The 22,389-nt window shown below is 74.1% G+C and carries 16 protein-coding genes, 3 tRNA genes and 1 pseudogene; 9 read left to right on the top strand and 11 right to left on the bottom strand.

The genetic code is table 11. From position 1 onward, the window contains the following. Position 1 precedes the first annotated feature (1 nt). A complete protein-coding gene (locus ACIQUQ_RS32140; protein WP_403983102.1) occupies positions 2–1,186 on the top strand; it encodes an RNA polymerase sigma factor in 1,185 nt (394 codons plus the stop codon). A 100-nt stretch (positions 1,187–1,286) separates the two neighbouring features. Here ACIQUQ_RS32140 and ACIQUQ_RS32135 read toward each other — a convergent pair whose 3' ends face one another. Continuing rightward, the gene (locus tag ACIQUQ_RS32135) at positions 1,287–2,786 is read right to left on the bottom strand and encodes an MFS transporter (RefSeq protein WP_403983099.1); all 1,500 of its coding nucleotides are present in this window, start codon (positions 2,784–2,786) and stop codon (positions 1,287–1,289) included. Positions 2,787–2,956: 170 nt separating this feature from the next. Between ACIQUQ_RS32135 and ACIQUQ_RS32130 the strand changes: the two genes are divergently transcribed. Further along, positions 2,957–3,724 (top strand): TetR/AcrR family transcriptional regulator, encoded by a 768-nt coding sequence (locus ACIQUQ_RS32130; protein WP_403983096.1) that lies wholly within the window; start codon positions 2,957–2,959, stop codon positions 3,722–3,724. 100 nt (positions 3,725–3,824) lie between these two features. Here ACIQUQ_RS32130 and ACIQUQ_RS32125 read toward each other — a convergent pair whose 3' ends face one another. From ACIQUQ_RS32125 to ACIQUQ_RS32110, 4 genes are all read right to left on the bottom strand, one after another. Next, the gene (locus tag ACIQUQ_RS32125) at positions 3,825–5,747 is read right to left on the bottom strand and encodes an ABC transporter ATP-binding protein (protein ID WP_403983094.1); all 1,923 of its coding nucleotides are present in this window, start codon (positions 5,745–5,747) and stop codon (positions 3,825–3,827) included. Beyond that, positions 5,744–7,477: an ABC transporter ATP-binding protein gene (locus ACIQUQ_RS32120; protein WP_403983092.1), complete on the bottom strand. Its 1,734-nt coding sequence runs from the start codon at positions 7,475–7,477 to the stop codon at positions 5,744–5,746. Before ACIQUQ_RS32120 ends, ACIQUQ_RS32125 begins: the two co-directional genes overlap by 4 nt. Positions 7,478–7,656: 179 nt before the next feature. Further along, positions 7,657–9,096, bottom strand: coding sequence for an FGGY family carbohydrate kinase (locus tag ACIQUQ_RS32115; RefSeq protein WP_403983087.1), 1,440 nt, complete (start codon positions 9,094–9,096; stop codon positions 7,657–7,659). A gap of 67 nt (positions 9,097–9,163) precedes the next feature. Further along, positions 9,164–9,439, bottom strand: coding sequence for a YtxH domain-containing protein (locus ACIQUQ_RS32110; RefSeq protein ID WP_399951460.1), 276 nt, complete (start codon positions 9,437–9,439; stop codon positions 9,164–9,166). 194 nt (positions 9,440–9,633) lie between these two features. On the opposite strand from ACIQUQ_RS32110, the gene ACIQUQ_RS32105 reads away from it, so the two are divergent. From ACIQUQ_RS32105 to ACIQUQ_RS32095, 3 genes are all read left to right on the top strand, one after another. Continuing rightward, positions 9,634–9,706: transfer RNA gene (locus ACIQUQ_RS32105), tRNA-Asn, on the top strand. A 5-nt stretch (positions 9,707–9,711) separates the two neighbouring features. Continuing rightward, positions 9,712–9,784, top strand: a tRNA-Asn gene (locus tag ACIQUQ_RS32100). 189 nt (positions 9,785–9,973) lie between these two features. Further along, a tRNA-Ile gene (locus ACIQUQ_RS32095) sits at positions 9,974–10,047 on the top strand. Between the two features lie 90 nt (positions 10,048–10,137). Here ACIQUQ_RS32095 and ACIQUQ_RS32090 read toward each other — a convergent pair. The 3 genes from ACIQUQ_RS32090 to ACIQUQ_RS32080 all read right to left on the bottom strand — a co-directional run bounded on the left by ACIQUQ_RS32090 (position 10,138) and on the right by ACIQUQ_RS32080 (position 13,456). Then, a complete protein-coding gene (locus tag ACIQUQ_RS32090) occupies positions 10,138–10,851 on the bottom strand; it encodes a hypothetical protein (RefSeq protein WP_403983084.1) in 714 nt (237 codons plus the stop codon). Positions 10,852–10,876: 25 nt separating this feature from the next. Further along, positions 10,877–11,533 carry a class I SAM-dependent methyltransferase gene (locus ACIQUQ_RS32085; protein ID WP_403983082.1) on the bottom strand — a complete coding sequence of 219 codons (657 nt, stop codon included), beginning with the start codon at positions 11,531–11,533 and terminating at the stop codon, positions 10,877–10,879. Positions 11,534–12,301: 768 nt separating this feature from the next. Further along, entirely contained in the window at positions 12,302–13,456 is a 1,155-nt protein-coding gene (locus tag ACIQUQ_RS32080; protein WP_403983079.1) for a glutamate--cysteine ligase, read from the bottom strand. Between the two features lie 200 nt (positions 13,457–13,656). On the opposite strand from ACIQUQ_RS32080, the gene ACIQUQ_RS32075 reads away from it, so the two are divergent. After that, on the top strand, positions 13,657–14,916 hold the full coding sequence (locus ACIQUQ_RS32075; RefSeq protein ID WP_403983076.1) for an MFS transporter: 1,260 nt from the start codon (positions 13,657–13,659) through the stop codon (positions 14,914–14,916). Positions 14,917–15,108: 192 nt separating this feature from the next. Beyond that, positions 15,109–16,167, top strand: a complete 1,059-nt coding sequence (locus ACIQUQ_RS32070) for an esterase-like activity of phytase family protein (protein WP_403983073.1) — start codon at positions 15,109–15,111, stop codon at positions 16,165–16,167. A 67-nt stretch (positions 16,168–16,234) separates the two neighbouring features. Here the strand turns inward: ACIQUQ_RS32070 and ACIQUQ_RS32065 are convergent, their stop codons facing one another. The 3 genes and pseudogenes from ACIQUQ_RS32065 to ACIQUQ_RS32055 form a co-directional block, all read right to left on the bottom strand. After that, positions 16,235–17,743: a carboxyl transferase domain-containing protein gene (locus ACIQUQ_RS32065; RefSeq protein ID WP_403983122.1), complete on the bottom strand. Its 1,509-nt coding sequence runs from the start codon at positions 17,741–17,743 to the stop codon at positions 16,235–16,237. Continuing rightward, a pseudogene (locus ACIQUQ_RS32060) lies at positions 17,729–19,180 on the bottom strand (acyl-CoA synthetase); the annotation flags it as partial. The gene ACIQUQ_RS32065 and the pseudogene ACIQUQ_RS32060, both read right to left, overlap by 15 nt. Before the next feature lie 17 nt (positions 19,181–19,197). Beyond that, the gene (locus ACIQUQ_RS32055) at positions 19,198–19,992 is read right to left on the bottom strand and encodes a LysE family transporter (protein ID WP_403983070.1); all 795 of its coding nucleotides are present in this window, start codon (positions 19,990–19,992) and stop codon (positions 19,198–19,200) included. Between the two features lie 70 nt (positions 19,993–20,062). Between ACIQUQ_RS32055 and ACIQUQ_RS32050 the strand changes: the two genes are divergently transcribed. After that, positions 20,063–20,506, top strand: coding sequence for an Lrp/AsnC family transcriptional regulator (locus ACIQUQ_RS32050; RefSeq protein WP_403983067.1), 444 nt, complete (start codon positions 20,063–20,065; stop codon positions 20,504–20,506). Positions 20,507–20,606: 100 nt separating this feature from the next. Then, the gene (locus ACIQUQ_RS32045) at positions 20,607–22,343 is read left to right on the top strand and encodes an FG-GAP repeat domain-containing protein (protein WP_403983064.1); all 1,737 of its coding nucleotides are present in this window, start codon (positions 20,607–20,609) and stop codon (positions 22,341–22,343) included. Positions 22,344–22,389: the final 46 nt, after the last annotated feature.

Here is a 22,389-nt window from a genome sequence, read left to right as displayed (position 1 = left end):
CGTGCAGACCCAGACCCTGACCGAAGCCGTGACCCCGGAGACCCGGGTGGAGGAGCACCGCGAGGCCGCGCCCGGGGCCGGACGCGCGGGCGGGCCCGAGGAGGGGCCGGTGACGGACGGGCCGGAGGCCGACGGGCCCGCGCCGGAGGCAGGACCGCCGGAGCCCGGCGCCGTACCTGAGGCCGCGGAGGCGGAGGCGGAGGCCGAACCCGACACAGAGCCGGAGGCGGAGGCCGCCGGGATCCCGCTGCCGCGCAAAGTGGCGGAGTCCGGGGGCCCGTCCTCGGACCTGTTCCGGCAGTACCTGCGCGAGATAGGCCGGATACCCCTGCTCACCGCGGCCGAGGAGGTGGAGCTCGCCCGCCGCGTCGAGGCGGGGCTCTTCGCCGAGGAGAAGCTCGGCAGCACCCCCGACCTCGACTCCCAGCTCGCGGTCGACCTCGACCGGCTGGTCGTGATGGGCCGGATGGCCAAGCGGCGCCTGATCGAGGCGAACCTGCGGCTCGTCGTGTCCGTCGCCAAGCGGTACGTGGGCCGCGGCCTGACCATGCTGGACCTGGTCCAGGAGGGCAACCTCGGCCTGATCAGGGCCGTCGAGAAGTTCGACTACGCCCGCGGCTACAAGTTCTCGACGTACGCCACCTGGTGGATCCGGCAGGCCATGTCCCGCGCCCTGGCCGACCAGGCGCGCACGATCCGCGTCCCGGTGCACGTCGTGGAGCTGATCAACCGCGTGGTGCGGGTGCAGCGCCGGATGCTCCAGGAGCGCGGGTACGAGCCCACGGCCGAGGAGGTCGCGAACCACCTGGAGCTCTCGCCCGAGCGGGTGATGGAGGTGCTGCGGCTGGCCCAGGAGCCGGTCTCGCTGCACGCGCCCGTGGGGGAGGAGGACGACGTGGCGCTCGGCGACCTGATCGAGGACGGCGACGCCACCTCCCCGGTGGAGTCCGCGGCCTTCTTCCTGCTGCGCGAGCACCTGGAGGCCGTGCTCTCCACGCTCGGCGAACGCGAGCGGAAGGTCGTGCAGTTGCGGTACGGGCTGATGGACGGCCGCCCCCGGACGCTGGAGGAGATCGGCCGGATCTTCGGCGTCACGCGCGAGCGGATCCGGCAGATCGAGTCCAAGACCCTCAACAAGCTCCGCGACCACGCCTTCGCGGACCAGCTCCGCGGCTACCTGGACTGAGCAGCCCCGCGCGGACGAGGAGGAGGCCGGCACCCCGCGGGAGTGCCGGCCTCAGCCGTCGGGCTTACGGGACTGCGGGCCGGGCCCGCGGAGCCGCGGTTCAGGCGGCCGGCACGTGCTCCGGCTCGGTTTCCGCGACCGGCTCGGCCTTCTTGTCCCGCATGACCACGGTGGCCAGCAGGGCCGCCGCGAGGACGCCGATCGCGCTGATGGTGAACGTCGTCGACATCGAGGCGGTGAACGCCTCCCGCGCGGCCCGGACCAGCCCCGCGTCGCCCTGGGCGGCGGCCAGCGCGCCGGCGATGGACTGCTTGGCCTGCTCGGGCGCCCCGGCCGGCATCTCCCGGGCGAAGGTGCTGGTCAGCAGCGAGCCGAGGATCGCGATGCCCAGCGCCGTACCGGCCTGCTGGATGGTGTCGTTCAGGGCCGAGCCGACGCCTGCCTTGTCGGCCGGGATGGTGCCCATCAGGGCGCCGACGGCGGCCGGCATCGCCAGGCCGGCGCCGAGGCCGAGCAGGCCGAGGGCGACGGCCGGGACGGCGAAGCCGGAGTCGGCGGAGACGGTGGTCAGCAGGGCGAACGAACCGGCCATCAGGACCATGCCGGCCAGGATCAGGTAGCGGTGACCGGCCTTCGGAGCGAGCTTGGCCCCCACGCCGTTGCCGACCAGGGCCGCCACGGCGAGCGGGGTGAACGCCAGCCCGGCCTTGACGGGCGAGTAGCCGAGCACCGACTGCAGGTACTGGGTGAGGACCAGCAGCAGGCCGCCGTTGCCGATCTGGACCAGGGCCAGGGAGAGCGAACCGCCGCTGAAGTTGCGGTGCTTGAAGAGGACCAGCGGGACCATCGGCGCGGGGGTGACGTTCTCCCAGACCACGAACCCGGCCAGGGCGAGGACCGCGGCCGCCAGCGTGACGGTGGAGCGGCCGCCGAACGCGCCGTGCTGGGGGATCTCGATGATCCACCAGACGAGGGCGGTCATGCCGGCCGCCGACAGCACGGCGCCGAGCGGGTCGGGCTTCTGCCAGGGGGCCTTGGACTCCGGCATCAGGGTGAGGGCGGCGAGGACGGCGAGCACGACGACCGGGACGTTGATGAAGAAGATCGAGTGCCAGGAGAAGTGGTCGATCAGCGCGCCGCCCAGGACCGGGCTGCCGACCAGGCCGAGCATCGAGACCGAGCCCCACGCCGCCATCGCCTTGGGGCGCTCGTCCTCGTCGAAGACGGTGATGAGGATCGACAGGGTCGAGGGCATGATCAGCGCTCCGCCCACGCCCATCGCGGTGCGTACGGCGATGACCTCGCCGGGGGTGGTGCAGAAGGTCGCGGCCAGTGAGGCGGCGCCGAAGAGCAGCAGGCCGAGGACCATGATCCTGCGGCGGCCGAACCGGTCGCCGAGGCTGCCGGAGGTGAGCAGGAGGCCGGCGAAGACCAGGATGTAGGAGTCCAGGATCCACTGGGTGTCCTGGGCCGACGCGCCGATGTCCTCGATCATCGCGGGGACCGCAACGGTCAGCGCCATGTTGTCGACGACCAGGACCAGTGTGCTCAGGCAGAGCACGACCAGGATCCACCAGCGGCGTGGGTTGCGGCTTTCCATGGGAGTTTCCTCTCGGCTCTCGCCTCGGCTGCGAACACTGTTCCTTCTGTGCGAACACTGTACGCATGGCGGAACAGTGTTCGCAAGAGTGGATTCCTGTACGCTCGATGCGAACGGTGTACGCACGCCAGGCGGTGGCCGGCAGCGGCAGGTGGAGGAGAGCGAGCCCGATGGCCGAGAAGACGAAGCCCATCCCGTCCGTGTGGGCCCGCGGACAGCGCGAGGCCGACCAGCCCGCGCTCAGCCGGGCCGCGATCGTCCGCGAGGCCATCGCCATGCTGGACGCCGACGGCATCGAAGCCCTCAGCATGCGCAAGCTGGCCGCCCGCCTGAACGCCGGCGCGACCTCCCTCTACCGGCACGTCGCCACCAAGGACGAGCTGATGGAGCTCGCCGTGGACGAGGTCTGCGCAGAGGTCCACGTCCCCGACGCGGGCCCCGACTGGCGCGCGGACGTCACCGCGGCCGCGAGCTCCTTCCGCGCGACGGCCCTCCGGCACCCCTGGCTGTCCTCGGTGCTCGGCCAGGCCGGCCTCGCCTACCTCGGCCCCAACCTCATGGCCTACTCCGAGCGGCTCGCCGCCCTCTTCACGGCCGTCGGCTTCCCGGAGCCGAGCCGCGCCATCGACACCGTCTTCTCGTACGTCATCGGCATGAGCACCACCGAGGCCGCCTGGCTGACCACCGTCGCCCGCACCGGCGAGACCGAGGCCGCCTTCATCGCCCGCCTCATGCCCGCCGCCCAGCAGGCCGCCGCGGGCCACGAGCACCTGCACGACGCCTACGGCGAGGCCGCCGCCCGGCTCGTCGCCGGCGGCACGGACGCCCCCGCCTCCCCTGCCGCGGCCCCCGAGTCGCCCCAGGCGGTCCGCGACGCGAAGTTCGCGTACGGCATGGAGGTCGTCCTCGACGGCCTGGCCCTGCGCCTGCCGCGCTGACCCCGAGGGGTACCCGACAGCCTCCGGAAACGCCGCCGGGCCCGGCTCCACGAAGGGAACCGGGCCCGGCGGCGTACGAGCCGGAGCAGGCGGGCAGGCCTCAGTCGACCTCGGCGACCGCCTGCGCGAACTGGGCCGCGTACAGCCGCGCGTACGCGCCGCCCGCCGCCAGCAGCTCCTCGTGCGTGCCCTGCTCCACGATCGAGCCGTCCTCCATCACCAGGATCACGTCCGCGTCCCGGATCGTGGAGAGGCGGTGCGCGATCACGAAGGACGTCCGGCCGTGCGCCAGCCGCGCCATCGCCTTCTGGATGAGCACCTCCGTACGGGTGTCGACGGAGCTCGTCGCCTCGTCGAGCACCAGGATCACCGGGTCGGACAGGAACGCCCGCGCGATGGTGATCAGCTGCTTCTCGCCCGCGCTGACGCCCTGGCCCTCGTCGTCCAGCACCGTGTCGTAGCCGTCGGGCAGGGTCCGGATGAACCGGTCCGCGTGCGCGGCCCGCGCCGCCGCCTCGATCTCGGCCCGGCCCACCTCGCGCGCGGCGCCGTACGCGATGTTCTCCGCGATGGTGCCGCCGAACAGCCAGGTGTCCTGGAGGACCATCCCGATGCCGGCGCGCAGCTCCTCGCGGGTCATCTTGGCGATGTCCACCCCGTCGAGCGCGATCCGGCCGCCGGTCACCTCGTAGAACCGCATCAGCAGGTTGACCAGCGTGGTCTTGCCGGCGCCGGTGGGACCCACGATGGCCACGGTGTGACCCGGGTCGACCGTCAGCGAGAGGTCCTCGATGAGCGGCTTGTCCGGCACGTAGCGGAAGGCCACCTTGTCGAAGGTCACCTGCCCGCGCAGCTCCTCCGGGCGCTCCGCCACCTCGGGGTCCGGCTCCTGCTCGTCCGCGTCGAGGAGTTCGTACACCCGCTCCGCGGAGGCCACGCCCGACTGCACCAGGTTCGCCATCGACGCGACCTGCGTCAGCGGCATCGAGAACTGGCGCGAGTACTGGATGAACGCCTGCACGTCGCCGATCGAGAGGGTGCCCGAGGCCACCCGCAGACCGCCGACCACCGCCACCAGCACGTAGTTGATGTTCGAGACGAACATCATCACCGGCTGCATGATGCCGCTGACGAACTGCGCCCGGAAGGAGGCCCGGTACAGCGCGTCGTTCTGCTCGGCGAACGTCTCCGCGGACTCCTTCTGGCGGCCGAAGACCTTGACCAGCGTGTGGCCCGAGTACATCTCCTCGATGTGGGCGTTCAGCTTGCCCGTGGTCTTCCACTGCTCCACGAACTGCGGCTGCGACTTCTTGCCGATCTTCGTCGCGATCACGATCGAGACGGGCACGGTCACCAGCGCCACCAGCGCGAGCAGCGGCGAGATCCAGAACATCATCGCCAGCACGCCGACGATCGTCAGCAGCGAGTTCAGCAGCTGGCCCATGGTCTGCTGCAGGGTCTGCCCGATGTTGTCGATGTCGTTGGTCGCCCGGCTGAGTACCTCGCCGCGCTTCTGCTGGTCGAAGTACGACAGCGGGAGCCGCGACAGCTTCGCCTGGAGCTCCTCCCGCATCCGGAAGACCATGCCGTTCATCACGTGGTTGGACAGCCGCGTGGCCACCAGCATGAGCAGGCCGGACGCCGCGAACACCACCAGCGCGAGCACGCACACCTGGCCGACCGCACCGAAGTCGATGCCCTCGCCCGGGGTGAAGTCCGTCCCCGAGAGCATGTCGGCCGTGCCGCCCTCGCCCTTGGCGCGCAAGCCCTCCAGGGCCTGCTCCTTGGTCAGGCCGGCCGGCATCCGGCGGCCCACGATCCCGGCGAACACCAGGTCGGTGGCCTTGCCGAGGATCTTCGGGCCGATCACGGTGGCCACGACGCTGCCGAAGACCGCGATGACCATGCCCCACAGCTTGGCCCTGTCCTGGGCGAGCTGGCGCAGCAGCCGCTTGCCGGACCCCTTGAAGTCCATGGACCGCTGGGCCGGTCCCATCATCATCCGTCCGCCGGGACCGCTCATGCGGCTTCCGCCTCCGTCAGCTGGGAGAGCACGATCTCCCGGTAGGTCTCGTTGTCCGCCATCAGCTCGTGGTGCCGGCCGACGCCCACGACCTGGCCCTCGTCGAGGACCAGGATCCGGTCGGCGTCGCGGATCGTGGACACGCGCTGCGCGACGATGACGACGGTCGCGTCCTCGGTCTCGCGGGCCAGCGCGGCACGCAGCGCGGCGTCAGTGGCGTAGTCGAGGGCCGAGAACGAGTCGTCGAAGAGGTAGATCTCCGGGCGCTGCACCAGGGTGCGCGCGATGGCCAGGCGCTGGCGCTGGCCGCCGGAGACGTTCGTACCGCCCTGCGTGACGGGCGCGTCCAGGCCGCCCTCCAGGGCCTCCACGAACTCCCTGGCCTGGGCGACCTCCAGGGCCCGCCACAGCTCCTCGTCGGTCGCGTCGGGCCGCCCGTAGCGCAGGTTGGTCGCCACGGTCCCGGAGAAGAGGTACGGCTTCTGCGGCACCATGCCCACGGTGCCGGCCAGCAGCTCGGGGTCGATCCGGCGGACGTCCTCGCCGTTGACGAGCACCTCGCCGCCGGTCGCGTCGAACAGCCGCGGTACGAGCCCCAGCAGCGTGGACTTGCCGCTGCCCGTGGACCCGATGATCGCGGTCGTCTCGCCGGGCCGCGCCACCAGGTCCACGCCGACCAGTACGGAGGCCTCGGCGCCCGGGTAGCGGAAGTCCGCGCCGCGCAGCTCCAGCGAGCCGCGGCGGACCAGCTCGCGCACCGGCTCGGCCGGGGGCACCACGGAGGTCTCGGTGGCGAGGACCTCCTGGATGCGCTCGGCACAGACCGTGGCGCGCGGCACCATCATGAACATGAAGGTGGCCATCATCACGGACATGACGATCTGCAGCAGGTAGGCGAGGAAGGCGGTCAGCGCGCCGATCTCCATGCCGCCGCTGTCGATGCGCATCGCGCCGAACCAGATGACGGCGACGCTGGAGAAGTTGATCACGATGATCACGGTGGGGAACATCAGCGCCATCAGGCGGCCGGCCGAGAGGGACACGTCGGTCAGCTCGGTGTTGGCCTGCCGGAAGCGCTCCTCCTCGTAGCCGTCCCGGACGAACGCGCGGATCACCCGGTTGCCGCTGATCTGCTCCCGCAGCACCCGGTTGACCGTGTCGAGGCGCTTCTGCATCTGCCGGAACAGCGGCTGCGTCTTCCAGACGATCGAGCCGACCGCGATGCCGAGCACGGGCACGACGCCGAGCAGGACGCCGGACAGCTTCACGTCCAGCGAGAGCGCCATGACGATGCCGCCCACGCACATGATCGGCGCGGAGACCATCAGCGTGAACGTCATCAGCACCAGCATCTGGACCTGCTGGACGTCGTTCGTGGTGCGGGTGATCAGCGACGGCGCCCCGAACTGGCCGAGCTCGCGCGAGGAAAAGCTCTGCACCCGGTCGAACACCGCGGCGCGCACGTCCCGGCCGAGGGCCGCCGCGGTCCGCGCGCCGTAGTAGACGGCTCCGACGTTGCACACCAGCTGCACGAGGCTGACGCCGAGCATCAGGGCACCGAAGCCCAGGATGTAGCCGGTGTCGCCCTCGATGACACCGTTGTCGATGATGTCGGCGTTCAGCGTGGGCAGGTAGAGGGTGGCGCTGGTCTGCAGCAGCTGCAGCAGGACCAGCAGGACGATCGGTTTCCGGTACGGACCCAGATGGGTCCGCAGAAGTCGTATGAGCACGCGCAGGCTCCGGGTCGGCAAGATCGGGGGTCACCCCATCTTCCGGCACGGGCCCTGCCGGAACCCACCGGTTTTCGCAAAGGCCGGTCAAAAGGAGTAGCTGCCGCCCCGCGGGTCGTAGGGCGGCGGCCGGAGTCGGCCGGGCCGGGGCCCGTGGGGGCCGCGGCCCGGCCCCGGCCTCAGAACGCGCCGGGGTGGATCTGCTCCCGCGTGGCCGCGTACTGCTGGCGCACGGCCTGGCCGGCCGCCAGCTCGTCGCCCGGCTCGAAGACCTGGGCCACCGCGCCCTGCCACGCCGGCGGGCTGTGCGGGGCGAGCGAGCCCTGCTGCACGCCGAGGGCCCAGGCGGCCTGGCGGGCGGCGCCCAGGGCCGCGTAGTCCGCGGGCTGCGGTACGACGACCTGCGTGCCGAACAGCCCCGGTGCGGCCGCCTGTACCGCCGGCAGTTCGGCCGCCGCGCCCAGCAGGAAGACCCGCCGGATCTCGACGCCGCGCCCGCGCAGCACGTCCAGGGCGTCCACGAGCCCGCACAGCATGCCCTCGAAGGCCGCCCGCGCCAGGTGCTCGGGCTTCATCGAGTCGCGCCGCAGCCCGGTGAGGGTGCCCGCGCTGTGCGGCAGGTTCGGCGTCCGCTCGCCCTCCAGGTACGGCAGGAGCACGAGGCCGTGGGCGCCCGGCGTCGACTTCAGGGCCAGCGCGCTCAGCCCCTCCAGGTCGGTGCCCAGCAGCTCGGCGGTGCCGCGCAGGGCCCGTACCGCGTTGGAGGTGTACACCACCGGCAGGTGCATGCCGGTCGCGTCGGCCAGCGAGGTGATCGTGCCGCCGGGTTCGAAGAGGGGCTCGTGGTGCACGGCCATCACGGAACCGGAGGCGCCCAGGGAGACCACCGCGTCGCCCGGGGCCAGCCCGAGGCCGAGGGCGGCGGCCTGCGTCTCGCCCGTACCGGCGGAGATCAGCAGGCCCTCGGGCGTGGTGCCGGCGGCGTCGGAGGGGCCGAGCACCTCGGGCAGCACCGCCCGCTGGCCCAGGGCCAGTTCGACGAGGTCGGGGCGGTAGGTGTTGTGCGCGGGGGACCAGTAGCCGGTGCCGGAGGCCGCGCCGCGGTCGGTGGTGCGCCGCGCCGGCCGGCCCAGCAGCTGCCAGACCAGCCAGTCGTGCGGCTGCATCACCACGGCCGTGCGTCGGGCGGCGTCGGGCTCCGTGCGGGCCAGCCAGCGGAGCTTGGCGACCGGCTGGGCCGACTGGGGGACGCAGCCCACGGCCTCGGCCCAGGCCTGACGCCCGCCCAGCTCCTCGATCAGGTCCGCGGCGGCCACCTGGGCGCGCTTGTCGTTGCCGACCAGGGCGGGCCGGACGAGGGCGCCCCCGGCGTCGAGGAGCAGCAGGCCGTGCTGCTGCGCGGAGACGCCGATCGCCTGGACGCCCTCCAGGAGCCCTCCCCCGGCGGCCTCGCCGAGGGAGAGCAGCCAGGACTGCGGGTCGGTCTCGGTGGGCCTGCTCTCGCCCGCGGGCTGCGGATGGGGGGCGTACCCCTGGCGCAGCACGGCACCGGTGTCGGTGTCACAGACGACGATGCGAGTGAAGGCGGAAGAGCTGTCCAGCCCGGCGACTATCCCCATGCCCACGATTCTGCCGCACGGCGGGGCGCGTGGGGCCCCGCCGGTACGTCAAGATCGCCGCCCGTTCCTAGGTGTTGCTCGTGCCCCAGTCGTCCTCCGTGGCGGACGAGCCGTTGTGGTGGACCCGCAGCCGCTCGGGGAGGTGCTCCCCGACGGCGACGAACGCCTTGCCGGCGTACTGGCGGCCCGTGTGCGCGGCCGTCTCGGCGGCGTTGCGCACGGCGGGGTTCTGGGCGATCCCGCGAGCGGACTTCTTCAGCTGCTCGTACCGCTCCCGCCCGGCGGCCGTGCCGAGCACGTAACCGAGGGCCAGTCCGGCGACGAACGTGAGCTTGTAACGCATGCCTGCCACCCTTCTGCATCGCTGCTGCGTGCGTGCTGCGTCGGTGCCCGGCCGCCTACCCGTCGGGGGCCGTGATCACCCGGGGCGATACCGATTGGCGGAGCACCCCCCTGCTTGCGCTAATGTATGTCTCGCAACGGGCGCCCGCCCCCCAGCAAGGCTGGTGGTGGGACTGTTCGGGGCACACGCAGCAATCCCCTGTAGCTCAATTGGCAGAGCAGCCGGCTGTTAACCGGCAGGTTACTGGTTCGAGTCCAGTCGGGGGAGCGCGATCCCCTGTAGCTCAATTGGCAGAGCATTCGGCTGTTAACCGGAGGGTTGCTGGTTCGAGTCCAGCCGGGGGAGCGATCGAAGAAGAGGGCCCCCTGATGGGTCCTCTTCTTCTGTTTTTCGCACCGAAGTGGAACCGGGCAGCGCTGAACGCGGTCTCCTGAGGCAGGCGAAGCCGATCATGCGGGGCATCCGGAGCAGGAGATCGTATGAGCGGCTATGCTGCGGCAGACGGCGCGCACAAATGTGCGCGACGCGCCGCAAGGGGCGGTAGCTCAGCCGGTTAGAGCAGCGGACTCATAATCCGTCGGCCGTGGGTTCGAGTCCCACCCGCCCCACCGCAAGCCGTAGGTGCAGAAACGATCGCACCTGCGGCTTCGGTGTTTTTCGGGGGCGTTGAAGGCCGCCGGGGGCGGGTGTGGTGTGCGTCATCGGGCCGGTGCCGATGCGCCGAAGGCCTGGGTCGCGGCGGCGCGCTGGGCGGGGGACAGGGCGAAGTCGTTGGCCGGGTTGCGGTGGCTGTGCGAGCCGTCGCAGATCCGGGTGCCGTCGGCCTCGTACCAGTTGGCCGGCGACCACTGGCCCTGGTGGAGCAGGAGCAGCCGGGCGAGCTCGGCCGGGTCCTCGACGATCGTGAGGGCGCGCAGGGCGGCGGCGAGGCGGGGTGCGGCCCCGCGGGGTATCTCGGTGTCGCCGAGCATGGGGAAGAGCAGGAGCAGGCGGGCGTCCGGGTCGGTGACGCCCGACGCGGTGCGCAGGCCGGCCGCGGCTTCGAGCTCCGGCCAGGACAGGCCGGGGCCCGTGAAGTGCCCGTTGTCCGCCGCGAGGGTGACGGGTTCCGGCCGGTCGGGGTGGGACAGCAGGTAGTCGGTGCCGCCGTCCCCTTCCACGTTGGTGTAGACGACGTGGAGCACGTGTCCCGCGTGCAGGTGGACCGTGAAGACCGGCCAGGCGTCGGGGGAGTGGATCTCGCGGATCAGGGCCAGGGCGTCGTCCCAGTCGGGGCCGAAGGCGACGGCCTGGGTGTGCTCGTCCCGCAGGCTCGAACCGAGGTGGCAGGGCCAGAAGAGCGGCCGTGACAGGTAGCCGGAGCCGTCGGTGAGCGGGGTGTCCTGGTCTTCGTACCCGGGGAGAGTCAGCACCGGCCGATGGTCGCACGGCGCACCGTCAGTCCTGGGGGGTCTGGGTCACGCGCCAGAGGCTGCGGGGAAGGCCGCCTTCCTCGAAGGCGTGGATCTCGGTCAGGTGCCAGCCGTGAGCGAGCTCGTGGACCAGGCGGCGGGGGAAGAAGTGCACGGCGAAGCCGCCGTGCTCGTAGATGTCGTCGCCGTGCGGGGTGCCCGCGCCGTAGTGGGCGTCGGCCGTGTGGCGGACCGTGTAGACGAAGGTGCCGCCCGGGCGCAGGACGCGGCGGACCTCGGCCACGAGGGAGTGGATCTCCTCGGTGGACAGGGCCATGCAGAGCAGCATGTGGGCGAAGACGGCGTCGGCCGAGGCGTCGGGGAGCGGCAGCGGTTCGCGTACGTCGTGGACGGCGGTCGTGACGCGGGCGGCGAGGCCCTCGGCTTCGGCGGCGGCACGGAGCTGTGCGAGGCCGCTGGCGGAGAAGTCCGTGGCGTGCACGGTGAAGCCCCGGCGGGCGAAGTACAGGGCGTCCCGCCCGTGCCCGGCCCCGAGCTCCAGCACGTCCCCGCCCTCCCGGAACACCGCGGCGGCATACACGGCTGCCTCGGACGGCCCCGCACCGTACATCCCGGGATGCGCCCGATAGGTCTCCTGCCAGTGCGCCCGCTGCCGGCCGGCCAGCCGGTCCTCGTCCGCCATGCCGATGCCCTCCGGTGCGCCCGTTTGTGGGTCCCACCCTTCCACGGGCGGGCGGATCCGCCCGGTGAGGGCGCGGGACGGCACGCATGGCGGTGTGGGATTCATGCCGTGTGGAGCAACGCTCCCCGCCCGCTGCCTCGTCAGGGCAAGGAGTGCGCACTTCGGTGTGGGAGGGGTGCGGCGGTTGGGTCGGTGCCAGAGCATCACGAAGTGAGGGTCCTCATGGACGAGCAGGGCCAGGGCCGGGGTGCAGTGCGCGGGGGTGTGGTGGCCTTCGGGGCCGGGATGGCCGGGACGCTCGCGGTCTTCGGGTTCTGGCCCGGGTTGCCGCACGTCATCGACTGGGGGGGCGGTCCTGGTGGCCCTCGGGGTCGGTGGTCTTGCCCGGTGGGGGTGGGTCCGGTGGGGCGGGCGGGTGAGGTCCGGGCGCCGGTGAGGCGGGGGGTCGTGGTCCCGGAGGGGTGAGGGCGTAGGCGTTGCGGGCCCCGGCGCGGGTGAGGGGGCTGCGGTCCCGGCGCAGGCGGGGGCCGCGATCCGGGCGCGGGTGAGGCGTGGGTGAGGCGCGGGGTGGGTCGGGGCAGGGGGCTTGTCGGGTGTGGGGCCGGGGCGGGATGGGCGGGCCCTTGGTGGGGCGGGGGCCGGGTGGGGCCGCCGTGGCGCGGCGCCCGGTGGTTCGGTGGTGGCCCCGGAGTGGTCGTGGGGGGTTCGGGGGGAGCCCCGCGGGGGTGGGGCGTGCCGGGCGCGGGTGGTGGGCCGGCACGCGGTGGGTCAGAGGGATTCGGTGGCGTCGGCCAGGTGGTGGAGGACGTCCGTGAGGCTCTCCCTGCGGGCGTAGACGGCGCGCTGCCGGTGGGCGCCCGAGCCGTCGCGGAGCAGGGTCGCCAGGGTCGCCGACGCGTGCTCCAGGTCGCCCGCCGCGGCGAGCTCCGGGGCGAGGAGGTCCAGCAGGGCTTCGGCGAGGGTGGCCGCCGGGAGCTCCGTACCGGTGAACGGGTCGAGTCCGTACCCCTCCAGGCCGTCGTGGGCGGCCCGCCAGCGGGCCAGCTGCAGGACCTCGTCGCGGACCGTCGCGGCGGGTTCGCCGGCCGCGAGGGACTTCAGCGCCGCGGCCACCAGGGCCCGCCCCAGCGCGGCCTGCAGCACGGCCACGTCCAGCCCGGGGGACATGTCGGGCGCCCGGATCTCGAGCGTCGGCCAGGTCCCGGAAGGCCGCATGTCCCAATAGACCATCTTCGTGTCGAGCGCGGCACCCGAGGTCAGCAGCAGTTCCACCGAGCGCCGGTAGTGCGCGGTGGAGCTGAAGTGCGGCGGCAGCCCCGCGGAGGGCCAGGTGGACCAGGCCATCGCCCGCCAGCTGGCGTGGCCGGTGTCGCGGCCGCCCCAGAACGGCGAGTTGGCGCCCAGCGCGATCAGCGTGGGCAGCCAGGGCCGTACGCGGTTGGCCACGGCCACCGCGGTGTCGGTGTCGAGCGTGCCGACGTGGATGTGCCGGCCGCACCCGACCAGGTTGTCGGTGAGCGCCCCGAACCGCTGGAACTGCGCGCGCTGGCGCGGTTCGTCGTCGTTGAGGTGCGGGGGCGTGCGCACGGTGAGGACGGGCGAGGGGCTGGCCAGCAGCCGGCAGCCGTGTTCCCTGGCCGTCTTGGCCAGGACGCGGCGGAGCGCGGTCAGCTCGTCGCGCAGCTGGTCGGCGGTGTCGGCGACCGGGGTGGCTATCTCCACCTGGTAGCGGGTGCCCTCGGAGTGGATCTGGGGCACCTCGCCGACGTCGGAGAGGACTTCGGGGGCGACGGGCGCCACCCGCCAGGTCTGGGCGTCCACGAGGAGGAACTCCTCCTCGACGCCGAGGGTCAGTGAGGGCGCCGGAACCGTGTCCGGCGCCCAGGACCACGTACGTGATGTGCTCTTGCCAGGTTCGATCACTACGCCTCCCTGGACATACGAGTCGGTTTCATGATGAGCCGACCGGCGGGTGCGGAGCGAACGTCTATTCAGTCAATCGCGGGTGAACGCCCGGCGTGTGGCGGGTACTCGCCCCCGTCCCGGCGCAGCTCACGGGGCGCCCGCCGTCCCGAGGGGTGGGCGGGGCGGATGGTTCAAGTGCGAACGATCTACCATCCCGTGTGACCGCTACGACCTCGACACCGCCCAAGCGGCGGATCCTCGCCGACCTGACCCCCCTGCGCACCTCCGCCGACTACCGGCGGCTCTGGCTCGGCAACACCATCTCCTGGATGGGCCAGGCCATGACGGCCCTCGCCGTCTCGCTCCAGGTGTACGAGATCACCCGGTCCAGCTTCTCCGTGGGCCTCGTCGGGCTCTTCTCGCTCGTCCCCCTGGTCGCCTTCGGCCTGTACGGCGGGGCCATCGCCGACACCGTAGACCGCCGCAGGCTCGGCCTGTACAGCGCGCTCGGCGCCGCCGTGCTGTCCGTCGCCCTGGCCGGTGCCGCCTTCGCCGGGTACCACCGGGTCTGGCTCCTGTACGCCGTAGTGGCCCTCCAGGCGGTGTGCGGCGCCCTGAACTCGCCCGCCAGGTCCGCCATGATCCCCCGGCTGCTGCCGCCCGAGCAGCTGCCGGCCGCCAACGCCCTCCAGTCGGTGACCACCACGTCCGGGATGATGATCGGCCCGATGCTCGGCGGCTTCATCGTCGGCCTGTGGGGCTACCAGGCGGCGTACCTGATCGACGCGGTCGCCTTCTCCGCCGCCCTGTACGCGATGTGGCGGCTGCCCGCGATGCGCCCCGACCGGGCCGACGGCAAGCGGGGCCGGGCCTCCGTGGTCGACGGGCTGCGCTTCCTCGCCACCCGGCCCAACATCCGGATGACCTTCTTCTCCGACATGTGCGCGATGGTCCTGGCCCAGCCCCGTGCGCTGTTCCCGGCCATCGCCGGGCTCTGGTACGGCGGCGACGCCAAGACCGTGGGCCTGCTGGTGGCCGCCCCGGCCGTCGGGGCACTGCTGGGCGGCCTCTTCTCGGGCTGGCTCGGCCGGATCCGCCGGCACGGCCTGGCCATCCTGCTGTCCGTGGCCGCCTGGGGCGCCGCCGTCGCCGTCTTCGGGCTGACCCGCAACCTCTGGCTCGGCCTGCTCTTCCTCGCCCTCGCCGGCTGCGCCGACACCATCTCGATGGTGTTCCGCACCACCATGCTCCAGGCCGCCACCCCCGACGACCTGCGCGGCCGCCTCCAGGGCGTGTTCATCGTCGTGGTGGCCGGCGGCCCGCGCCTCGGCGACTTCCTCGCCGGAACCGCGGCCGACCTCACCTCGCCGGCCGTGGCCATCACGGGCGGCGGCATCGCCTGCGTGGCGGCCCTGGCCGTGCTCGCCGCCGTCTGGCGGGGCTTCGCCCGCTACGACGCCCACACCCCGGAAGCCTGACCCGGGCCGGGCCGGCGGCCGGACCGGCGGCCGGACGGGCGGCCGTACCACCCCCTTGGCGTGCCTGCGGTGTTGCCGGTTCGTTGCAGGGGCCGCCGAAGCCTTCCCTTTTCCTACGAACAGTCATATGACGGTTCGGCAGGTCCGTCCGCCTGCCCTCCCTCCACCGTCCTCGTTCCAGGAAGGAAGGCCGTGCGCCTCCGTACGTTCGCCACCGCAGGGGCGGTGCTCGCCACCGCCCTCACCGCCACCGGCGCTGCCGCACACACCACGCAGCAGGACCGCGCCTGCTCCCCGTACGTCTCCGCGGCCGGGTACTCCGACGCGCTCGACAAGACCACCGTGGACGGACGGCTGGTCGGCGGGATCTCCGGCCTGGCCGTCCGCCACGACGGACTCCTCGCCGCGGTCTCCGACCGCTCCGTCCTCTTCACCCTCGACGCCGCCGACGGCGACGTGCCGGCCGCCCGCGCGACCGCGCAGCTCCCGCTGGCCGACGGCGCGGGCGGGCCCGTCGACTCCGAGGGCGTCGTCGTCGACCGCGACGGCAGCTACCTGATCACCGACGAGTTCGCCCCCGCCGTCCGCCGGTACGCGCCCGACGGGCGGCTGCTGGGGACCCTGCCCGTCCCGCAGGCGCTGCGGCTGCCTCCCGAGGGCCGGGCCAGGCCCAACCAGACCTTCGAGAGCCTGACGCTGCTGCCCGGCGGTCACACGCTGGTCGCCGGGGTCGAAGGCCCCCTCGACGGCGACGGCACCGACGCGTCCGGCCGTACGCTCCAGCGCGTCCAGACCTGGGAACGGCGCGGCGGCGGGTTCGTGCCGGCCCGCCAGTACGCGTACGCCGTCGACCCCGGGCACGGGCTGGTGGAGCTGGCGCCCACCCACGACGGGCGGCTGCTGGTCCTGGAGCGCGGCTTCACCCGCGAGTTCAAGATCACGGCACGGCTGTACGTCGCCGACCCGCTCGGCGCCACCGACACCCGCGGCACCGCGGTCCTCGCCGAGGGGCCCGGGCTGCGCACCGCCCGCAAGACGCTGCTGGCCGACCTGGACACCTGCCCGACGCTCGGCGCGCCCTCGAAGCTGCCGCAGAACCACCCGCTGGTCGACAACATCGAGGGCATGGCCGTCACCGGGCGGGCCGGGGCGCAGCGGCTGCGGCTGACGCTGGTCAGCGACGACAACGAACTGCCGCAGCAGATCACCCGCCTGTACCGGCTGGACGTGCGCCTGCCCGGCCGGTTCTAGGCGGGCCGTCCGGACGGGTCTTCCGGACGGGCCTTTCAGGACGGCCTTTCAGGACGGGCCCTTCGGATCAGGCCGGGCCCCGGTCCTCCGGCACCACGATGCCGCGGGCCACCCCCAGGTCCACCAGGTCCTGGGGGCGCAGGCGCAGCTGGCCGGCGGTGGCCGGGGCCTCCTCCGGCGGTCGCTTCAGGATCGCGGCGGCCAGCTCCGGGGCGATGACGGAGAAGTAGCTGTCCGGCGTCACCCAGGTGTTGCCGGGGGCCGCCAGGGCCAGCGCGCCCCCGGAGCCGCCCTCGCCGATCAGCAGGGTGGTCACCGGCACCCGCGCCCCGGCCACCGCCGCGAAGGTGTCCGCGATGGCCGCGCCCGCCCCGGAGCGTTCCGCCGCGGCGTCGTTCGCGGCGCCCGGGGTGTCGACGAGGGTGAGCACCGGGATCCCGAGCCGGTCGGCCAGGCGGATCACCCGGGCGGCGGTGCGGTAGCCCGCCGGGAGGGTCGCGGTGCCGCACTGGGCGGCGTACGCCACCGTGCGCCCGCCGCGCAGCCCGAACCCGCAGAGCATCCCCGGGTCGGTGCCGCCCGCGCGGTCGCCGGACAGCGGCAGCCGCAGCTCGAAGTACGCGTCCAGGTACGCCTCCGCCCGCGGCCGCCGCGGGTCGCGCGCCCGCAGTACGGCCTCCCACCCGGTCGCGGCGGGCTCGGCGGCGGCGAGCGCGGCCGGCGGCTCCACGGGCCCGCCGGGGCCGGCGTGCGAGCCGGCACTCCCGTCCGGCCCGGCAGCGCCGGAGTCCGCACCGGAGGCCTCCACGGCCCCGGCAGCACCGGCGTCCGCACCGGCAGCCCCCACGGCCCCGGCAGCCCCCACCGCCCCAGCAGCCCCCACCGCCCGGGCGAGCAGCCGCAGCCACCCGCCCACCACCCCCGGCAGCTCCGCCCGCGGCACCACGGCGTCCACGTGCCCCGCCGCGTACTGGCCCTCGGCGGTGTAGGCGCCCGGGTCGGCGTCCGCCGGACGCACCCGCGACCCCGCGAAGCCGACCTGCGCACCGGGCAGCGCCAGCACCACGTCCGCCCCGGCCCCCAGCGTGGCCCAGCCGCCGCCGGTGGTCGGGTCGCGCAGCACCGCGATCTGCGGCAGCCCCGCGGCCCGCGTCAGCACCGACTGGCGGGCCACCCGCTGGAGCTGGGTCAGCGCGAGCATCCCCTCCTGCATGCGCGAGCCGCCGGTCGCGATCAGCGACACCAGGGGCAGCCGGTGCTCGCGCGCATACGTGTACGCGGCCTCCAGCCGGTCCCCGGTGCGCTCGCCCAGGGAACCGCCGAGGAAGCCGAACTCGAAGGAGACCAGCACCGCTTCCCGGCCGCCCACCCGGGCCGTGCCGCAGACCACGGACTCGTCCTCGCCCGTGCGCCCGGCGGCGCGGGCGCGCGAGGCGTCGTAACCCGCCCAGCCGAGCGGGCCGTCGGGCCGGGACGTGCGGGCCGGGGCGGGCAGCTCGGTGAAGGAGCCGGGCTCGGTGAGCGCGTCGAGGGTCTCGCGGGCGGTGAGGCGCTCCGCGGCCAGCGCCCGCTTCATGATCTTGCCCAGGTCGTTGCGGGGAAGGGTCTCGCGGAAGCGGACCGCGCGGGGGCGCTTGTGCGGGGCGAGGAGCCCGGCCACGTGCGCGGTCAGTTCGTCGGCGGAGGGCGGGGCCGCCGGGTCGGCCGGCACCACCCAGGCCACGATCCGCTCGCCGAGGTCGGCGTCGGGTTCGCCGGTCACGGCCGCTTCGCGCACGCCCGGGTGGTCGAGGAGGGCGTTCTCGATCTCGCCGGCGCCGATCTTGTAGCCGCCGCTCTTGATCAGGTCGGTGGCCTTGCGGCCGACGATCCGCAGGTGCCCGGCCGCGTCGCGGGTGGCCATGTCGCCGGTGCGGAACCAGCCGTCCGCGGTCAGGGCACCGGCCGTGGCGTCGGGCCGGTTCAGGTACTCGGTGAAGAGGTTCGGGCCGCGCACCTGGATCTCGCCGATGGTCTCGCCGTCGTACGCGTCGAGCACCGCGCCCGCGTCGTCGGCCAGCCGCAGCTCCACGCCCCGCACCGGGACGCCGACCGTGCCGGGGGCGGAGGCGGTGTCGTCGGCGCGGACGCTGGTGTTCATCAGGGTCTCGGTCATGCCGTACCGCTCGATCACCCGGCGCCCGGTCGCCGCCGCGATCCGCCGGTGGTCGTGCAGGGGCAGCCCCGCGGAGCCGGAGACCAGCAGCCGGGCGTCCGCCAGGGCCTTGGCGAGGGCCGGGTCGGTGCCGACCGCGTCGGCGAGCCGGTGGTACATGGTCGGTACGCCGAAGAGCATCGTGCCGCCCTCGTCCAGCGCCCGCGTGACGCCCTCGGCGGAAAACCGGCCCAGGTGGTGGGCGGTGCCGCCGCGGCGCAGCGGGCCCAGGGTGCCGAGGACGAGGCCGTGCACGTGGAAGAGGGGGAGCGCGTGGACCACGGTGTCGGCCGCGGTCCAGTCCCAGGCGTCCTCCAGGGCGTCCAGGGTGGCGGCGACGGCCCGGCGGGGCAGCACCGCGCCCTTGGGCGGCCCGGTGGTGCCGGAGGTGTAGATCACGAAGGCCGGGGCGTCGTCGCCGGCCGCGTCCAGGGCCGGGGCGGCGGCCGGGCCGTCCGCGGTGTCGCCCTCGGTGGGGATGCCGAGGCGCGGCAGCCCGGCCAGCTCCGCCGGGAGTCGAGCGTCCGTGGCCGCGAGCACGAGGGAGGGTGCACTGTCGTCCAGGACGTGTACGAGTTCCCGCGCGCCGGTCTTCGGGTTCAGCGGTACGACCGGCACCCCGGCCAGCAGCCCCGCGACCACCCCGACCGCGGTCTCCAGGGTGGGGGTGGCCCACAGCGCGACCCCGCCGGCCCCGGCCAGGCGTGCGGCCAGGGGGCCTGCCGCGTCCGCCAGTTGACGGTAGGTCAGCGTCCGCCCGTCGAAGCGCAGGGCGATGCGGTCGGAGGGCGCGTCCAGCGCCGGGAAGAGGGCGGTCACGCCCGTACCCTACGGCGTCACGGCAACGGGAGGGCGATCTTCACGGCGTACACGGCGACCAGACCGTAGCCGATCCGGAAGGTCCAGGCGCGGGCGGCGTCGGAGATCCGGGTGCCGGCGAACGACCCGGCGAGCACGAGGAGTTGCTGCCAGAGGAGGCTGGCGGCGAAGACCGCCGCGACGAACACGGCCCCCGCGGTGCCGCGGGCCAGCTCGTCGCCCTGGGCGGTGGTCAGGGCCGCGAAGTAGAGGGCGGTGGTGGGGTTGATGGCGGTCAGCGCCGCGAAGCGGAGGAAGGTGCGGGCGGGGCTCGGACCGGCCGCCGCGGGACCGGAGGCGGTGGCTGCGGGACCGGAGGCGGTGGCTGCGGCCGGGTTCGCCGGCGCCGCCGGCCCGGAGCCCGTTGCCGCCGCCCCGGCACCGATCGCCACCGCCGCCGCACCCGCCGACGGCCCGCCGCCCGCCACCGGCCCCGCACCGGCCACCGGCCCGCCCTCGCCCGGCGCGCCCGCGCCCGCCGCGTTCCGCGATGTCCACAGCCCGCGGGCGGCGATGGTCAGCAGGACGGCCGCCGAGAGCAGTCGCACCCAGGCCTCCACGTCCGACAGCGCGGCCGAGACCAGCGGGCCGAGGGCGGTGGCGAGGGCGGCGTACGCGAGGTCGACGACGGCCACGGCCGCCGCCGCGGCCACTGCACCGCGCCGCCCGCGCATGCTCTCCTGGAGCAGCAGCACGCCCATCGCCCCCACGGGCATCGCCACGCCCAGGCCCGCCGCCGCACCCGCCACCGCTGTCGTCCACAGTCCGCTCATGGGCCCGAGACTGGACCGCTCGGGTCCGGCCGCGGCAGCGATTACCGGCCCGCACCGCGATAATCGCGGTATGGACCGGCTCGACAGGGAGATCCTCGGGATCCTGCAGCAGGATGCGCGGATCTCGTACCGCGACCTCGGCGTACGGGTCGGCCTCAGCGCCAACGCCGCCGCCGACCGGGTCCGGCGGATGCGCCGCGACGGGGTGATCCGCGCCTTCACCGTGCTGGTGGATCCGGCGGCCGACACCGGCGGCGGGCTGGTGGTGTTCATCGACGTGACCCTGCGCGAGGACACCACGAACGAGCAGTTCGAGGCCCGGGTCGCCACGCTCCCCGGCATCACGGAGGTCGTCCACGTCACCGGCGCCCACGACTACCTGGTCCGGGCTCGCGCCGCGGACCCCGCGGCGCTCGACGCGCTGCTGCGCCGGCTCAAGCGGGAGGCGGGCGTGGCGCAGTCCAACACCCGGATCGCCCTGCGCGCGGCCTCGCGGTCACCCCAGCTGCCCTGAATGTCAGAGGTGTCGGGTAAGTTCCCGACCGGCGCCGCAGGGAGACACCCGGCGCCGGCAACAGCGGCTTGACCGGCCGCCCTTCTGGGGGAACACACACATGCGCATGCGCGTCCTGGCGGCGCTGGGGGGCGCGGTGGCTGTCGTCGCCACCGGCACCCTGACCGGAACCGCCGCCGCCGAGCCCCGCTTCGGCTTCGAGCAGGTGACCGACCACGTGATCAGGCCCGGCGACCGGGCCTGGATCAACCCGCAGCTGGCGACCGACGGCAGCGGGCAGCCCGAGGGCACCTTCGTCTACGCGGTCGGCGGCAAGCCCCTGACCGACCCGGCCTGGCGGGCCGGCGGGGCACCGGCCGGCATGACGGTGGACCTGGCCTCCTTCGAGACCTGCAAGGCGAAGCCCGGGGTCGCCGGCGTCTTCCTGTGCCCCGCCAAGGGGCTGGGCCACATCCCGTCGCCGCTGGTGGGCGCCGGGGCGAGGGCGGCCGACGGGGCCACCGCGTACTACGGAGTGGTGTACGTGCCCTCCGGCGGCGACCTGGAGCAGGGCGTCAAGGAGGCCCAGACCGCCGGCCTGCTGCGGGAGGACAGCACCCACGCCGCCCGCCGGGTGACCGTGCGGACGCCCGCGGAAGTGGCCCGCAACACGATCACCCTCACCACCCCGCGGCTGAAGGCCGGCGCGGCGGTGACGCACACCGTCGCGCTCAAGGCCGTCCACACCGGCCGCCTCTCCGTGGCCCTCGTCCAGTCCGCGGCGCCGGCCACCGAGCGGCGGATGGACTACGAGGACGACCGCTACACCATCGACTCCGTCTCTGCCGGGCCGGACGCCACGTGCGTGCCGGACTGGCACGACGGCCCCGCCGTCGAGTGCGACGTCCGGAAGCCCGGCGACGTGAACCTGACCTACCGGGTCACGTCCGAGGAGCGGCTCCAGGCCTGGCACCTGGACGTCCGTGCCCGGTACGAGGTCTGGACGTCCGACGAGGCCAACCCGGCCCGCACCGCCTCCTTCCAGGTGGACAGCCCGTACCGGGTCCGCGACCGCCACCAGCTCTTCGGCCGCACCCCGGACGGCCGCCTCCGGCAGCACTCCGGCACCGGCCGGGCCGACGGCCTCGTCGAGCGGGCGGACCTGGTGGGGCCCGGCTGGAACGCGTACGACCAGCTGACCAAGACCGCCCCGGTGACCGGCCGCGGCACCGGCGGCCGGATCCTGGGCCGGGACTCCGCAGGCGTGCTGTGGAGCTACGCGCCGACGGAGACCTCCGGCTCGCTCGCGCCCCGTACCAAGGTGGGCCCGGGCTGGAAGGCGTACCGGGAGATCACCGGCGCCGGTGACCTGACCGGCGACCGCCGCGCCGACCTGCTGGCCCGGGACCCGGCCGGGGTGCTGTGGCTGTACGCGGGCACCAAGGACGCCAAGGCCCCGTTCGCGGCCCGGGCCAAGGTCGGCGGCGGCTGGAACCAGTACGACAGGCTGGTCGGCGCCGGTGATCTGACCAGGGACGGCAAGGCCGACCTGCTGGCCGTGGACGGCACGGGCGCGCTGTGGCTGTACGCGGGCACCGGCGACGCCAAGGCCCCCTTCGGCGGCCGGACGCGGATCGCGGACGGCACGGACTGGCGCCAGTACCGCGCCGTCGCGGCGACGGGTGACCTCACCGACGACGGCCGTCCGGACCTGCTCGCCCAGGACCGGGAGGGCGTGGTCCACCTGTACCGGGGGACCGGGCGCGCGGACGGGCCCTTCGGCGCCCGCGAGCGGGCCGAACTCTTCCGGTTCGGGGGCGACGACGGGGCGGTACGGGACTACACGGCCCTGTTCTGAGCCGACGAGCCGCCGAGCCGCCGAGCCGCTGTGCCGCCGAGCCCGT

Origin of the sequence: Streptomyces sp. NPDC101118 (assembly GCF_044759445.1) — a bacterium.
GTDB lineage: Bacteria > Actinomycetota > Actinomycetes > Streptomycetales > Streptomycetaceae > Streptomyces.
Note: the sequence above shows the minus strand (reverse complement) of the source record. Positions and strands in the feature narration are given on the sequence as shown.

What these genes read in the sequence shown, in the direction of transcription:
- ACIQUQ_RS32135 (WP_403983099.1), bottom strand. Translation starts at nt 2,786, where the DNA reads ATGGAAAGCCGCAACCCACGCCGCTGGTGGATCCTGGTCGTGCTCTGC.
- ACIQUQ_RS32130 (WP_403983096.1), top strand. Translation starts at nt 2,957, where the DNA reads ATGGCCGAGAAGACGAAGCCCATCCCGTCCGTGTGGGCCCGCGGACAG.
- ACIQUQ_RS32125 (WP_403983094.1), bottom strand. Translation starts at nt 5,747, where the DNA reads ATGAGCGGTCCCGGCGGACGGATGATGATGGGACCGGCCCAGCGGTCC.
- ACIQUQ_RS32115 (WP_403983087.1), bottom strand. Translation starts at nt 9,096, where the DNA reads ATGGGGATAGTCGCCGGGCTGGACAGCTCTTCCGCCTTCACTCGCATC.
- ACIQUQ_RS32110 (WP_399951460.1), bottom strand. Translation starts at nt 9,439, where the DNA reads ATGCGTTACAAGCTCACGTTCGTCGCCGGACTGGCCCTCGGTTACGTG.
- ACIQUQ_RS32085 (WP_403983082.1), bottom strand. Translation starts at nt 11,533, where the DNA reads ATGGCGGACGAGGACCGGCTGGCCGGCCGGCAGCGGGCGCACTGGCAG.
- ACIQUQ_RS32065 (WP_403983122.1), bottom strand. Translation starts at nt 17,743, where the DNA reads ATGAAGCGGGCGCTGGCCGCGGAGCGCCTCACCGCCCGCGAGACCCTC.
- ACIQUQ_RS32055 (WP_403983070.1), bottom strand. Translation starts at nt 19,992, where the DNA reads ATGAGCGGACTGTGGACGACAGCGGTGGCGGGTGCGGCGGCGGGCCTG.
- ACIQUQ_RS32050 (WP_403983067.1), top strand. Translation starts at nt 20,063, where the DNA reads ATGGACCGGCTCGACAGGGAGATCCTCGGGATCCTGCAGCAGGATGCG.
- ACIQUQ_RS32045 (WP_403983064.1), top strand. Translation starts at nt 20,607, where the DNA reads ATGCGCATGCGCGTCCTGGCGGCGCTGGGGGGCGCGGTGGCTGTCGTC.